Raw genomic sequence first — 14,018 nt, 5'->3', positions numbered from 1 at the left:
GGCCGGAAAAAGCCGCGCATCATACCAGCAGCGTGAGGAATATGGCGGATGTTGGTATCGATCGTCGGCGAAGTTTTGCACCACGGCCAAGTACGCCATACTGCGCGCTGTTTTTTCGGGGATGGATCGCATGAGCAAGGGTTGGATGAAGACCGCTGGACTGATGGCCTTGCTGCTGGCCGGTGTACCGGCGGCACTCGCGGCGTCGGCACCGCCATTGAGCGAGGTGAAAGTCATCAAGGTTCAGTCGGCGTCCTGCGGGCTCGAAGACATTACCGATGGTCAGGTGCAGACCCGCTGCGATCACAGCGCGCCGGGCATCAAGGTTTATGTGCTGGAAATCGGCTATGGCCAGAGCCAGCCGCAAGCGGCACTGGACGGCTTTGAAGTGAACGGCACGCGAAGCCCGGTGTGTGCCTTTGATAACGGCAATCTGACCGAGTGCACGCCCGGCAGCAAAACCGTCGGCTCGCTGTATACCTTCGATCTGGCGGCCCGTCAGGAAGGCACCTTTACCTTCAGCAATACATCGATCAACGCCCCGCGCAACACGATGTCGACCCAGCTTTACATCAAGTAACGGCTGCCGCGAACAGGGCAGGGCAAAGCTGACTACGCTTTAAAGATCACCCAGCGGAAAGCGCCCATGACCTTTAGAGCCCTGATTACCCTCGCCGAGGGCATCGATGATCTGCAAAGCGTGACCCTGATCGACGTGCTGCGCCGGGCCGGCGTCGAAGTGGTAGCGGCCAGCATTGAGGGCCGGCGCATGCTGACCTGCGCCCGAGGCACACGGCTGACCGCCGACGGCATGCTCATTGATGTGCTGGCCCAGACCTTCGACCTGATCGTCCTGCCCGGCGGAGCGGTCGGCGCACAACACCTTGCCGCGCACCAGCCCTTGCAACAATTGCTCAAGGACCAGGCCAGTGCCGGACGCCTGTTCGCCGCCATCGCCGAAGCCCCGGCGGTTGCGCTGCAAAGCTTCGGTGTATTACGTCAACGCCGGATGACCTGCCTGCCCACAGCCAGCCATCAATTGTCCGGTTGTACCTTTGTCGATCAACCGGTGGTGGTCGACGGCAATTGCATCACCGCCCAGGGCTCCGGCGCCGCGCTTGCGTTTGCGCTGACGCTGGTCGAGCAACTGGCGGGCAAGGCCGTCAGAGCGAAGGTAGCGGGGGAGTTGCTGGCCTGAGAAGGTCAGGCGTGAGCAGCGATTGGTTGAATGGCTGGCTGCTCACGGTGCTCGGCTTGCCAAAGGTCGTAATCGGTTTGAACGCCTAGCCACATGCGAGCCTTGCCAATCCCCGCGCGTTCCAGTCGCACGGCCAGATCCGGGCTGATCGGCGCATGCCCGTGCAAAACACGGGAAAGGTGAGGACGAGCGAATCCAAGATGCCGAGCCAATTCGGTCACGCTGATCCCAAGTTCCGGCAATACGTCCATCAGCAGTGTTTCACCGGGGTGTGGCGGGTTGTGCATAGGCATGAGCCTGCCTCCTGTCAGTGGTAATCCAGATAGTCGATCAGTTCGATATCCGAACCTGCAAATCGAAAGATAACCCGCCAGTTCCCGGACACACTGAGTGACCAGTACTCGCAAAGCTCCCCTTTCAGTGGATGCAGACGCCAACCGGGAAGGTCCAGATCCCCGGGAGCCGCTGCGCGATCCATGAACTGCAGCATGCGCGACAGCCGTTTAGCGTGATCGGCACGAATCCCGCGAGTCGAACCGGTTTCATAGAAGCCGCGAAGGCCTTTGTGCTGAAAGGATTTGATCATGCAGCGAGTGTAAGGCGATACATTACACTCAATGCGGTATCTATGTACCGCATCTTTTCGAGCTATTTGTGCTTGGGGGATGGCCCCGCTGGTGGAGCCCGTGAAGCTAGGCCTTCACCTCTTCCACCGGCACATGCATCCGGTCGCGATTGGCCAGGGTCGGGAACAGTTTGATCCAGGTTCCGGTCACCACCAGCGTACCGATGCCGCCCATCACTACGGCTGGCACGGTGCCGAACCAGTGAGCGGTGAGGCCGGATTCGAATTCGCCCAACTGGTTCGAGGCGCCAATGAACAAACCGTTCACCGCGCTGACCCGGCCGCGCATTTCGTCCGGGGTTTCCAGTTGCACGAACGAGGCGCGGATCACCATGCTGATCATGTCCGCCGCGCCCAGCACTACCAATACCGCCAGTGAGAACCAGAACGACGTCGACAGACCGAAAGCGATGGTAGCCACACCGAATACACCGACGGCAGTGAACATCACCCGTCCGACGTTTCGCTCGACGGCAAAGCGCGCCAGGAACAGCGACATCATCAACGCCCCGACCGCCGGCGCCGAACGCAGCAACCCCAGGCCCCATGGACCGGTCAGCAGAATGTCCTTGGCGAACACCGGCAACAATGCCGTAGCGCCACCGAGCAGCACCGCGAACAGGTCCAGCGAAATCGCCCCGAGAATGTCCGGGCGGCTGCGAATGAAACGGACTCCCGCCAACAACGAATCGAGTGTCGCCTTGCCTTTGTTCAGCGGGGTCTGTCGCGCGGGCAGATTGAGCATCAGTGTGCAGGCGATGACGTACAGAACGACGGTCGGGCCATACACCCAGACGCTGCCGAAGGCATAAAGCAGACCGCCAAGGGCCGGGGCGACGATGGTGGCCGATTGCTGCGCGGATTGCGCGGCGGCGACCGCCCGTGGGAACAGCGCACTGGGCACGATGCTCGGCAGCAGCGCCTGGGTGGTCGGCATCTCGAACGAGCGCGCGGCGCCCAGCAGGAACGCCAGGATAAAGATCATTTCCCGGGCGACCTGATCGGTAGCGCTGCCGATAGCCAGTGCCAGGGCGATCAAGGCCTGCAGCGACTGGCAGATCGCCGCGACCTTGCGCCGATCGTAGCGATCGGCAACGTGGCCGGTGTGCAGCATGAACAGTACCCGCGGCGCGAACTCCACCAGCCCGACCAGCCCAAGATCGAGCACGTTGCCGGTCAGTTGATAGAGGTTCCAGCCGATCGCCACGGTGAGCATCTGAAAACCGCTGGCGGTGAAGATCCGGGCAAACCAGAACGCAAGAAAGGGACGGTGGTGGCGTAACAGCAAGGGCTCTTGGCTGGGCATCTGCGGGCCGGTCTTGATCGAGGGGAATCGCGAGATTATCACCAGTCTGTAACAGAAAGTTGCCATAACAAAAAAATTAGTTAGCCAGACATCGATTTTTCGGTATCCGGACAACAGATCTGGCCAAGGATGTATTTCGGGGCGTTGCCAGGCCTGTGAGGCAACTTGTCACGCGGCAAAAGACCACGCGGTTCCCCGTCGGAAATGGGACTACTCTTTCTACGTTGATTGATCCAGATCAAGACCCTTCGTGGAACTGATCGGTGATCCGTCGGCAGACTCCCTGCGTCGCGATGCCTGTAAAAAGAAGAACGAATCCGAGTTCGCCGCACTCCATACCCGTGGGGGCAGTGGTTCAAGGCCGCCAGCCTTGGAACCGTTATCTGATAGAGGAAAGCTTATGTTCGGTTTAGAGGCACTAGATCTCGCCCGAATCCAGTTCGCGTTCACCATCTCGTTCCATATCCTGTTCCCGGCAATCACCATCGGTCTTGCGAGCTATCTCGCGGTGCTGGAAGGCCTGTGGCTGAAAACCGGCAACGACACCTACCGCGATCTCTACCATTTCTGGTCGAAGATCTTTGCCGTCAACTTCGGCATGGGCGTGGTCTCGGGGCTGGTCATGGCCTACCAGTTCGGCACCAACTGGAGCCGCTTCTCGGACTTCGCAGGTTCCGTCACAGGGCCTTTGCTGACCTACGAGGTGCTCACGGCGTTCTTCCTTGAAGCCGGTTTCCTCGGCGTGATGCTCTTCGGCTGGAATAAGGTCGGGCGCAAGCTGCACTTCTTCGCCACGGTCATGGTTGCCATCGGCACGCTGATTTCGACGTTCTGGATTCTTGCCTCCAACAGCTGGATGCAGACGCCGCAGGGCTTCGAGATCGTCAACGGCCAAGTGATCCCGACCGACTGGCTGGCAATCATCTTCAACCCGTCATTCCCCTATCGCCTGATGCACATGGCGACGGCGGCATTCGTCGCAACGGCGTTCTTCGTCGGTTCGTCGGCCGCCTGGCACCTGCTGCGTGGCAAGGACAACCCGGCGATCCGCACCATGCTGTCGATGGCAATGTGGATGGCGTTGATCGTCGCACCGATCCAGGCGGTCATCGGCGACTTCCACGGCCTCAACACCCTCAAGCACCAGCCGGCGAAAATCGCCGCGATCGAAGGTCACTGGGAAAACGTCGGTAACGAAGCGACGCCGCTGATCCTGTTCGGCTGGCCGGACATGAAGGAAGAAAAGACCAAATACGCCGTCGAGATCCCGTACCTCGGCAGCCTGATCCTGACCCATTCGCTGGACAAGCAAGTCCCGGCGCTCAAGGAATTCCCGCCGGAAGACCGGCCGAATTCGACCATCGTGTTCTGGTCGTTCCGGATCATGGTCGGCCTCGGCTTCCTGATGATCTTCACCGGCCTCTGGAGCCTGTGGCTGCGCAAGCGTGACACGCTCTACACGTCGCGGCCGTTCCTGTATCTGGCGTTGTGGATGGGGCCGTCCGGTCTGATCGCGATTCTGGCGGGCTGGTTCACCACTGAAATCGGTCGTCAGCCATGGGTGGTCTATGGGCTGATGCGTACGGCGGATGCGTCGTCCAACCACAGTTTCATGCAGATGAGCATCACGCTGATCATGTTCGTGGTGGTGTACTTCGCACTGTTCGGTGCGGGTCTGGGCTACATGATGCGTCTGGTGCGCAAAGGGCCGAAGACCGACGAGGGCAAGGAGACCAACGAGGGTGGTCCTGGCCAGAAACGCACGCCGGCCCGTCCGTTGTCCGCTGCCGACGACGATGGCGCCGAACACGACCGCAGCCTGACCAAGGAGATTTGAGTCATGGGTATTGATCTTCCGCTGATCTGGGCCGTGATCATCATCTTCGGGATCATGATGTACGTGGTCATGGACGGTTTCGACCTGGGGATCGGGATTCTCTTCCCGTTCATCCCCGGCAAGACCGACCGCGATGTGATGATGAACACCGTCGCCCCGGTGTGGGACGGCAATGAAACCTGGCTGGTACTGGGGGGCGCTGCGTTGTTCGGCGCGTTCCCGCTGGCCTATTCGGTGGTGTTGTCGGCGCTGTATTTGCCGCTGATTTTCATGTTGATCGGGCTGATCTTCCGCGGTGTGGCGTTCGAGTTCCGCTTCAAGGCCAAGGACGACAAGCGCCACCTGTGGGACAAGGCGTTCATCGGTGGTTCGGTGGCGGCGACGTTCTTCCAGGGTGTGGCGCTCGGCGCGTTCATCGATGGTTTGCCGGTGGTCAACCGGCAATACGCCGGCGGTTCACTGGACTGGCTGACGCCGTTCACGCTGTTCTGCGGCGCCGCGCTGGTGGTGGCGTATGCCTTGCTCGGCTGCACCTGGTTGATCATGAAGACCGAAGGCAAGTTGCAGGAACAGATGCATGACCTGGCGCGTCCTCTGGCCTTCGTGCTATTGGCGGTGATCGGTGTCGTCAGTCTGTGGACGCCGCTGGCCCATCCGGAAATTGCGACGCGCTGGTTCAGCATGCCGAATCTGTTCTGGTTCATGCCGGTGCCGATTCTGGTGCTGGTGACGATGTACGGTCTGATTCGCGCGGTGGCGCGCAATGCCAACTACATGCCGTTCCTGCTGACCCTGGTGCTGATCTTCCTCGGCTACAGCGGTCTGGGCATCAGCCTGTGGCCGAACATCGTGCCGCCGTCGATCTCGATCTGGGACGCCGCCGCACCGCCGCAAAGCCAGGGCTTCATGCTGGTGGGCACGCTGTTCATCATCCCGTTCATCCTGGGTTACACCTTCTGGAGCTACTACGTGTTCCGCGGCAAGGTCACCCATGAAGACGGTTATCACTAGTGGTGATCACGATGGCGCCGGTAGCGGCGCCATTTCCCTCAACCGGAGGATGAAAGCATGACCGGCAAACATTCCCTGCACGACATTGAAGAAGCCGAAAAAAAGCCGCTGTGGCAGCGGCTCGGCTGGTTGGCGATGATCTGGGTCGGCAGCGTCGGAGCACTGTTCATCGTCGCCAGCCTGATGCGCATGTTCATGAACGCCGCAGGCCTGACCACGCACTGAGACTTCCCATCCCGCTGCCTTGCGGCACGGACTTTTGACCCTCCGACCGGAGGGTTTTTTTTGCCCGGATTATTTGCGCGCCTTGAGGATCACGAATTTCGGTGTGGCCGCGACCTGCTCGACACCCCGGAACAGCCGCGCCAGCTTGCTGTGATAACCCAGGTGACGGTTGCCGACAATGTACAGCGCACCACCGACCACCAGCGCTTCGCGGGCCTGCTGGAACATGCGCCAGGCGAGGAAGTCGCCGACCACCTGTTGCTGGTGGAACGGCGGGTTGCACAACACTACGTCCAGCGACTGCGCTTCCTGTCCGGCCAGGCCGTCACCGGCGCGCACGATTACATCCCGCTCGCCCAACGCCGCGCGCCAGTTTTCGGCAGCGGATTGCACGGCCATGAACGACTCGTCCACCAGCGTGTAATGCGCATCGGGGTTTTGCAGGGCGCTGGCAATGGCCAGTACGCCATTGCCGCAGCCAAGATCCGCGACTCGCGCTGAGCCGAGGTTTTTCGGCAGGTGCGGAAGGAAGGCGCGGGTGCCGATGTCCAGCCCTTCACGGCAGAACACGTTGGCGTGGTTGAGCAGTTCGATGGCCGGCTCGTCGAGGCGATAGCGGGTCGGGTAGGGCGAGACGGCGGGGGCCTTGGTCTCGGGCGTGGCGATCAGCAATCGTGCCTTCTTCACTGCCAGCGAAGCCTGAACCGGGCCGATGTAGCGTTCCAGCAAATCACCGGCGGCACGGGGCAAATGCTTGACCATCGCCGCTGCCACCACTTGCGCGCCGGGGGCCAGTTGGCCCTGCAAGCGAATCAGTTGCTCCTCCAGCAGCGCCAGGGTTTTCGGGACACGGATCAGCACCCGGTCAAATGGCCCGACCAGCGGCTCGCTGGCTGGCGTGCCGCGCAGTGCATCGAACGCCAGGCCATTGCGCAACAGGTTTTTTTCCAGGCCCTGAAACGCCAGGAACGAATCTCCGCTGGTGCTGACCTGCACTTTGCCTGAGAGGCTGATGGCCAGCGCTCCGAAACTGTCGTTGAGCACCAATACTCGGGTATCCGCCGGCAGATTCTGTTCGGCCAGATGATTGAGCAGGTATTCGTCGGCTGCGTCGAAGGCTTGCAGCGGTTCGTTCTGCTGTTCGGGCTGGCGGATCAGATCAAGCTGGGCGAAGGGCGTATCGAGCAAAGGCATGGGGCGGGGACTCTGGGTAATCAACGGGTGTACCGCGGCCCTGAGTGTCGTGCGGCGGAACCGTCCAGGTGAACAGCGGCGCGAAGTTTGGCGTCATCACTCAGGAAGGTCGTAAATGGTACTTTTTTTTCGACGGCATTACTTGGTTGTTTTTGGTGATCCCGACTAGATGATCCCCGCCTTGGCGGCGGCAATGACTGCAGAGATCTTGTTGCAGACGTTCATTTTCACGATCACGTTCTGCACGTGATAGTTCACGGTGCGCTCACTCAGGCTGAGGATTCTCGCGGTTTCATAAGCTGTCTTGCCACAGGCGCAGAGTTTCAGCACTTCGACCTCTCGTGCAGACAGGCGAGGCGGTCTAGCCTTCTCGGGCCGTGAAGGAAGCGTACTGGCGAAGAGTTCGCTCAGATGGCGGGTGACGTAGAGCATGTAGCCAAAATGCTCGTACAACTCGATCGAAGTGATCGGGCAGTGAGGCCGGGCCAGGCTGAGGATACTGCACAGACCGCTTTCTTCGTGATGAAAGGATTGCGACCAGCCGTGCTCCAGTCCCTGGTCCTTTAACGACTTCCACAACTGTGGTGTTTTTGAAAATAACTCTTTGCTCCAGGAAATGGGGAGCATTGAGCGAGTGCAGTGTGTGACTACCGGATCAAACTCCCAGTGGCTTTCCTCCTCATATTGTTTATTCCAGGCTGGAGGGTAGTTATTGAAGCGCAAGGGCTTTTGCAGTGTATTTCGATCAGGTGAAGTGATTGAAATGCCGCAGAACTGGAAGCCTATGTTTTTGGCAAATGTCAGCAGAATCGGGTAAGCAGTATCAATTCTCGTGGCAAATGTCAGCTGCTTTATCTGCGACTCCTTCCAAATTTCCATTTGAAGATTCTCCGATATTTTTCGCTGGGGTGCGATTTTGGATCCAATACTCGTGCACGAAAACGAGTGTAGGACGCTTCCTACAAAAGTGTTTGGAATTTTTCGCTCTTAGATTGGAGATAATTAGTCGTTTGTGATTAGCCGCCTATGCATCATTAAATGCAGATCATAATTTCAAGAATTGAACTATGTCATTGTGCCAGTAGTTATTGGCGTCATTAACCACTACAAATTGTCCGGTTTTTTATTAGGCTTTATTGCGGGACACTGTGACCTTGGCCCAGGGAGGTACCGATGACCGCCAGTGCAGAAAAAATCAGCCGCCAGACCTTGATCGATGTACGACCACTGACGTCCAGCCTGTTTACATTGCGTACGACCCGAGACGCGGGCTTTCGCTTTCGTGCCGGACAGTTTGCCAGGCTCGGCGTGACCAAGGATGACGGCAGCACGGTTTGGCGGGCCTACTCCATGGTGTCTTCGCCGTTCGATGAGTTCCTTGAATTCTTTTCCATCGTGGTACCCGGCGGGGAGTTCACCAGTGAGCTGAGCCGGCTCAAGGCGGGCGATACATTGCTGGTGGATCGCCAGGCCTTCGGCTATCTGACGCTGGATCGTTTCGTCGATGGCCGCGACCTCTGGCTGTTATCCACGGGCACCGGTGTGGCACCATTTCTGTCGATTTTGCAGGACTTCGAGGTCTGGGAAAGATTCGAGCGAATCATCCTGGTGTACAGCGTGCGGGAAGCCAGGGAACTGGCTTATCAACAGCTGATCGGCGAACTCACGCGGCGCGATTACCTGGCCGAATACGCGCACAAGTTTCAGTTCATCCCGGTCGTGACGCGTGAGTCGCATGCCGGTGCCCTGAACGGGCGTATCACCACCCTGATTGAAAACGGTGAGCTGGAGCGCGCGGCCGGGGTCAACCTTGATCCGCTCAATTCTCGGGTCATGCTGTGTGGCAATCCGCAGATGATCGATGACACTCGGGCCTTGCTCAAGCAGCGAGGCATGAGCCTCAGCCTGACCCGTCGGCCAGGGCAGGTGGCGGTGGAAAACTACTGGTAAAGAAACGGCACCCTCGGGTGCCGTTTCAGTCTTCAAGGCCGGTTGTTCTGGGCCTTGAGCAAGTCGCGTATCTCGCCCAGCAACTCTTCTTCCTTGGTCGGAACCGGTGGCAGGGTAGGTGCCACGGCCTCTTCGCGCTTCAGGCGGTTGATGGCTTTTACGCCCATGAAAATCGCGAACGCGACGATGACGAAGTCCAGAATGCTCTGAATGAACTTGCCGTAGGCCATCACGACCGCAGGGGCGCTGCCCTCGGCGGCTTTCAGGGTTATTGCCAGGTCACTGAAGTCCACCCCACCGATCAGCAGGCCGATTGGCGGCATGATCACGTCACCGACAAACGATGAAACGATTTTGCCGAAGGCCGCGCCGATGATGATACCGACGGCCATGTCGACCACATTGCCTTTGACCGCGAAGGCCTTGAACTCGCTAAGCACGCCCATAGTTATTTCCTTGTTACAGATGAGTTTGGTGTCAGCAGTGTAAATCAGCAAAACGCGTCGTGCGCGAAACACCTTCTTACAATGCCCGCATTTATCGACACATCGATTCGCCATTAGTTTGCAAAGTGCCACTAATCGCGCGCGAAATACGCTGCAAGCCGCTGATCTGGAAGAAAAATTAATCAATCATCGCGTTACGATCTTTCTATTTATGTTTGGCTGATCGAGCTTCTAGCCTCTGTCTGGCGCACCTGGATGCGCCTCAAAAAACAGAGGAGCCTGAAAATGAATTCCACTCTTGGCCTCGGGGCTGTTCCCCATCGCCGTACGTTTGGCGTACTCGCCGCCAGCCTGCTGACCTTTTCCGTGAACGCCGCGCCCCTGACCCGGGATAACGGTGCAGCGGTGGGCGACAACCAGAACTCGCAAACCGCCGGTGCCAACGGCCCGGTGCTGTTGCAGGACGTGCAACTGATCCAGAAGCTGCAGCGCTTCGACCGCGAGCGCATTCCCGAGCGTGTCGTGCATGCTCGTGGCACCGGTGCTCACGGCACGTTCACTGTAACCAACGATCTCAGCGATCTGAGCAAGGCCAAAGTGTTCGCCGCCGGGCAGGTAACGCCGGTGTTCGTGCGTTTTTCTGCTGTAGTGCACGGCAACCACTCCCCCGAAACCCTGCGCGACCCGCGGGGCTTCGCGACCAAGTTCTACACCGCCGACGGAAACTGGGATCTGGTGGGCAACAACTTTCCGACGTTCTTCATCCGTGATGCGATCAAGTTCCCGGACATGGTGCATGCGTTCAAGCCGGACCCGCGCACCAACCTTGATGATGACTCCCGTCGCTTCGACTTCTTCTCCCATGTCCCTGAGGCCACCCGCACTTTGACCGAGCTGTATTCCAACTCAGGGACGCCAGCCAGTTATCGGGAGATGGACGGTAACGGTGTACATGCCTACAAGTTGGTCAACGACAAGGGCGAAGTGCATTACGTGAAGTTTCACTGGAAAAGTTTGCAGGGGATCAGGAATCTCGATCCGCAACAAGTCGTAAAAGTTCAGGGTCAGGATTACAGTCATATGACCAATGACCTGGTAGCGAATATCAATAAAGGCAATTTTCCGAAGTGGGACTTGTACGTCCAAGTTCTGAGTTCGCAAGATTTGTCCAAGTTTGATTTCGATCCATTGGATGCAACCAAGATCTGGCCCAATGTTCCTGAGCGAAAAGTTGGACAAATGGTGTTGAACCGTAACCCTTCGAATGTCTTCCAGGAAACTGAGCAAGTTGCCATGGCACCTGCCAATGTTGTTCCCGGTATCGAACCTTCGGAAGATCGCTTGTTACAAGGTCGAGTGTTCTCTTACGCCGATACTCAAATGTATCGCCTGGGTGCCAATGCCCTGCAATTACCCGTCAACGCTCCAAAAGTAGCGGTGAACAATGGTAATCAGGATGGGGCGATGAACTTCGGTGCCAGCAGCACGGGCGTTAACTACCAGCCGAGCCGCTTGCATCCGCGTGAGGAGCCACAAGGCGCACGGTATAGCCAGTCGTCCCTGCAAGGCAGCACTCAGCAGACGAAGATCCAGCGCGAGCAGAACTTCAAGCAAGCCGGTGATCTGTATCGATCCTTCAGCAAGAAGGAACGTCAGGATCTGATCGAGAGCTTTGGCGGTTCGCTGGCGAGCACCGATGATGAAAGCAAGCACATCATCCTGTCCTTCCTCTACAAGGCCGATCCGGAGTATGGCGCCGGTGTGACCAAGGTGGCCAAGGGGGACCTTGGCCGGGTCAAGGCTTTGGCGGAAAAACTGGTCGACTGAGAGGCACCGCGAGGCCCGTGACGGGCCTCGCACCTTACAAGGAGGCGACTCATGCGCATTTATCTTTCGCTGTTGCTGGGCTGTCTGTCGTTCGCGGCCCTTGCAGCTCCGGCCGAACAGGATTCAGCGGCGCTCAAGGCGCAACTGCAGGACTACTATTTCAACGCTGCAAGGGAGGGGAATGTCGCCATGCTCGATACGTTTATCGAGGCAGGTTATTCGCTGGATACGCGCGATCCCAAGGGTTACACCGCACTGATGCTGGCGGCGTATCACGGCGAGGGCGAGGTTGTGGACAAGCTGCTGGCTGCCGGAGCCGATGCCTGTGCCCGGGATCAGCGTGGCAACACAGCCCTGATGGGGGCGATCTTCAAGGGAGAGGTACAGATTGCCCGGCGTCTGATGGCTACCCGATGCAACCCGGATCAGCGTAATGATGCCGGCCAGACGGCGGCCATGTACGCCGGGCTGTTCAAGCGCGCGGAAATGCTCGAAGCCCTCAAGGCAAGAGGCGCCGATCTGAACGCAGAGGATCCGTTGGGCAACAGCGCCGCGCGTCTGGCCAGCGGGGAAATCCGTACCGCCGAGCCGCGCTGATCGGCGACAGCTGCGTTATCATCGCGGTTTTTGTCGGGGGTTCAGATGGCCAAGGCCAAGCGCATGTACGGCTGCACCGAGTGCGGCGCAACCTTTCCCAAGTGGGCCGGGCAGTGCGGCGAATGCGGCGCCTGGAACACCCTGACCGAAACCATGGTCGAGAGCGGCGGTGCCGCCGCCCCGAGCGGGCGCACTGGCTGGGCGGGGCAACAGGCGCAAATCAAGACCCTGGCCGAAGTCAGCATCGAAGAGATCCCGCGTTTTTCCACAGCCTCCGGCGAGCTCGACCGGGTGCTCGGCGGTGGTCTGGTGGACGGTTCGGTGGTGTTGATCGGCGGTGATCCCGGTATCGGCAAGTCGACGATCCTTTTGCAGACCCTGTGCAACCTCGCCAAGACCATGCCGGCGCTGTACGTCACCGGTGAAGAGTCCCAGCAACAAGTCGCGATGCGCGCACGTCGCCTTGGCTTGCCGCAGGATCAACTGCGGGTCATGACCGAAACCTGTATCGAAACCATCATCGCCACTGCCCGCCAGGAAAAACCCAAGGTGATGGTGATCGACTCGATCCAGACAATCTTCACCGAACAACTGCAATCGGCACCGGGCGGCGTGTCCCAGGTGCGTGAAAGTGCGGCATTGCTGGTGCGTTACGCCAAGCAAAGCGGCACGGCGATTTTCCTGGTCGGTCACGTGACCAAGGAAGGCGCATTGGCCGGGCCACGTGTTCTGGAACATATGGTCGATACCGTGCTGTATTTCGAAGGCGAGTCCGATGGCCGGTTGCGCCTGCTGCGGGCGGTAAAAAACCGTTTCGGCGCGGTCAACGAACTCGGCGTGTTCGGCATGACCGACAAGGGCCTGAAAGAAGTCTCCAACCCTTCGGCGATTTTTCTTACCCGCGCTCAGGAAGAGGTCCCGGGCAGTGTGGTGATGGCAACGTGGGAAGGCACCCGGCCGATGCTGGTGGAAGTCCAGGCGCTGGTGGATGACAGCCACCTTGCCAACCCGCGCCGGGTGACCCTGGGGCTGGATCAGAATCGTCTGGCGATGTTGCTGGCGGTGCTGCACCGTCATGGCGGCATTCCGACCCACGATCAGGACGTGTTCCTCAACGTGGTCGGCGGGGTGAAGGTGCTGGAAACCGCGTCCGATCTGGCGCTGATGGCCGCCGTCATGTCGAGCCTGCGCAACCGTCCGTTGCCTCATGACTTGTTGGTATTTGGTGAGGTCGGCCTGTCCGGCGAAGTGCGCCCGGTGCCAAGCGGTCAGGAGCGATTGAAGGAAGCCGCCAAGCACGGCTTCAAGCGCGCGATCGTGCCCAAGGGCAATGCGCCGAAGGAAGCGCCTCCAGGCTTGCAGATCATTGCGGTGACGCGTCTGGAGCAGGCGCTGGACTCGTTGTTCGAGTGATCAGACGTCAATCAGCGCCGCGAGCTCGCGTTCCAGTTCGGTTTCGTCGGCCAGATTGAGTTCGATGAGGCGACGCAGGCGCTGAATCGACTCCAGGCTGATATGCCGACACACGAAACCGAGCTGGCCGTGATCTTCATGAGCCAGTTGCACATCCATCTCGATGTGCACATCCTCGCTCAGATGAATGTCGACGAAAAAATCCTTCTCGGGATTGCCCAGCCAGGGCTCGGGTCGCTCGATCAACAGCCCCTTGAGCGACAGGTCGATCAGATTCACCGGCCAGATGTACTCGCCCTGGCTCAATTCGGTTCTGGCATGGAACGCGATACGTTTGAAGCGGCGGCGCTCGGACGGGTGCTCGCTCATGGCGCAATCCTCTGGACGGT

General features: G+C 59.2%; 16 protein-coding genes. 9 read left to right on the top strand and 7 right to left on the bottom strand.

The annotated features are described in order from the left end of the window. Positions 1-130: 130 nt before the first annotated feature. Together C6Y56_RS24800 and C6Y56_RS24795 are read left to right on the top strand one after the other, a co-directional pair. Positions 131-580, top strand: coding sequence for a DUF4879 domain-containing protein (locus C6Y56_RS24800; RefSeq protein WP_169432010.1), 450 nt, complete (start codon positions 131-133; stop codon positions 578-580). Between the two features lie 66 nt (positions 581-646). Continuing rightward, positions 647-1,198 (top strand): DJ-1 family glyoxalase III, encoded by a 552-nt coding sequence (locus tag C6Y56_RS24795; RefSeq protein ID WP_169432009.1) that lies wholly within the window; start codon positions 647-649, stop codon positions 1,196-1,198. Positions 1,199-1,203: 5 nt separating this feature from the next. Here C6Y56_RS24795 and C6Y56_RS24790 read toward each other — a convergent pair whose 3' ends face one another. The 3 genes from C6Y56_RS24790 to C6Y56_RS24780 all read right to left on the bottom strand — a co-directional run bounded on the left by C6Y56_RS24790 (position 1,204) and on the right by C6Y56_RS24780 (position 3,129). Then, positions 1,204-1,491 (bottom strand): HigA family addiction module antitoxin, encoded by a 288-nt coding sequence (locus C6Y56_RS24790; protein ID WP_045121630.1) that lies wholly within the window; start codon positions 1,489-1,491, stop codon positions 1,204-1,206. A gap of 14 nt (positions 1,492-1,505) precedes the next feature. After that, positions 1,506-1,784: a type II toxin-antitoxin system RelE/ParE family toxin gene (locus tag C6Y56_RS24785; protein WP_085747693.1), complete on the bottom strand. Its 279-nt coding sequence runs from the start codon at positions 1,782-1,784 to the stop codon at positions 1,506-1,508. A 106-nt stretch (positions 1,785-1,890) separates the two neighbouring features. Next, complete coding sequence (locus C6Y56_RS24780; protein ID WP_169432008.1) at positions 1,891-3,129, bottom strand: MFS transporter; 1,239 nt, start codon at positions 3,127-3,129, stop codon at positions 1,891-1,893. 400 nt (positions 3,130-3,529) lie between these two features. On the opposite strand from C6Y56_RS24780, the gene C6Y56_RS24775 reads away from it, so the two are divergent. The 3 genes from C6Y56_RS24775 to C6Y56_RS24765 are packed head-to-tail and all read left to right on the top strand — an operon-like array spanning position 3,530 to position 6,202. Further along, complete coding sequence (locus C6Y56_RS24775) at positions 3,530-4,966, top strand: cytochrome ubiquinol oxidase subunit I (protein WP_169432007.1); 1,437 nt, start codon at positions 3,530-3,532, stop codon at positions 4,964-4,966. 3 nt (positions 4,967-4,969) lie between these two features. After that, the gene (cydB, locus tag C6Y56_RS24770; RefSeq protein WP_169432006.1) at positions 4,970-5,977 is read left to right on the top strand and encodes a cytochrome d ubiquinol oxidase subunit II; all 1,008 of its coding nucleotides are present in this window, start codon (positions 4,970-4,972) and stop codon (positions 5,975-5,977) included. A 57-nt stretch (positions 5,978-6,034) separates the two neighbouring features. Continuing rightward, a complete protein-coding gene (locus C6Y56_RS24765; protein WP_007950992.1) occupies positions 6,035-6,202 on the top strand; it encodes a DUF2474 domain-containing protein in 168 nt (55 codons plus the stop codon). A gap of 69 nt (positions 6,203-6,271) precedes the next feature. Here the strand turns inward: C6Y56_RS24765 and C6Y56_RS24760 are convergent, their stop codons facing one another. Next, positions 6,272-7,396: a methyltransferase gene (locus tag C6Y56_RS24760; protein WP_169432005.1), complete on the bottom strand. Its 1,125-nt coding sequence runs from the start codon at positions 7,394-7,396 to the stop codon at positions 6,272-6,274. 165 nt (positions 7,397-7,561) lie between these two features. Then, complete coding sequence (locus tag C6Y56_RS24755; protein WP_169432004.1) at positions 7,562-8,275, bottom strand: autoinducer binding domain-containing protein; 714 nt, start codon at positions 8,273-8,275, stop codon at positions 7,562-7,564. A gap of 294 nt (positions 8,276-8,569) precedes the next feature. On the opposite strand from C6Y56_RS24755, the gene C6Y56_RS24750 reads away from it, so the two are divergent. Then, positions 8,570-9,346 (top strand): ferredoxin--NADP reductase, encoded by a 777-nt coding sequence (locus C6Y56_RS24750; protein WP_169432003.1) that lies wholly within the window; start codon positions 8,570-8,572, stop codon positions 9,344-9,346. A gap of 32 nt (positions 9,347-9,378) precedes the next feature. Here the strand turns inward: C6Y56_RS24750 and mscL are convergent, their stop codons facing one another. Further along, positions 9,379-9,792: a large-conductance mechanosensitive channel protein MscL gene (gene mscL / locus C6Y56_RS24745; RefSeq protein ID WP_102354481.1), complete on the bottom strand. Its 414-nt coding sequence runs from the start codon at positions 9,790-9,792 to the stop codon at positions 9,379-9,381. 285 nt (positions 9,793-10,077) lie between these two features. Here mscL and C6Y56_RS24740 point away from each other — a divergent pair, with 285 nt between their 5' ends. Genes C6Y56_RS24740 through radA form a run of 3 tightly spaced genes read left to right on the top strand, consistent with a single transcriptional unit; the run spans position 10,078 to position 13,629 of the window. Continuing rightward, the gene (locus C6Y56_RS24740; protein WP_169432002.1) at positions 10,078-11,619 is read left to right on the top strand and encodes a catalase; all 1,542 of its coding nucleotides are present in this window, start codon (positions 10,078-10,080) and stop codon (positions 11,617-11,619) included. Between the two features lie 51 nt (positions 11,620-11,670). Then, positions 11,671-12,216, top strand: coding sequence for an ankyrin repeat domain-containing protein (locus C6Y56_RS24735; RefSeq protein WP_169432001.1), 546 nt, complete (start codon positions 11,671-11,673; stop codon positions 12,214-12,216). Between the two features lie 45 nt (positions 12,217-12,261). Further along, positions 12,262-13,629, top strand: coding sequence for a DNA repair protein RadA (gene radA, locus C6Y56_RS24730; RefSeq protein ID WP_039771749.1), 1,368 nt, complete (start codon positions 12,262-12,264; stop codon positions 13,627-13,629). On the opposite strand, the gene C6Y56_RS24725 is transcribed toward radA, so the two are convergent. Beyond that, a complete protein-coding gene (locus tag C6Y56_RS24725; RefSeq protein WP_169432000.1) occupies positions 13,630-13,998 on the bottom strand; it encodes a PilZ domain-containing protein in 369 nt (122 codons plus the stop codon). Positions 13,999-14,018: the final 20 nt, after the last annotated feature.

Source organism: Pseudomonas fluorescens (assembly GCF_012974785.1).
Lineage (GTDB): Bacteria > Pseudomonadota > Gammaproteobacteria > Pseudomonadales > Pseudomonadaceae > Aquipseudomonas > Aquipseudomonas fluorescens_BT.
This window is presented reverse-complemented; position numbering and strand designations above follow the sequence as displayed.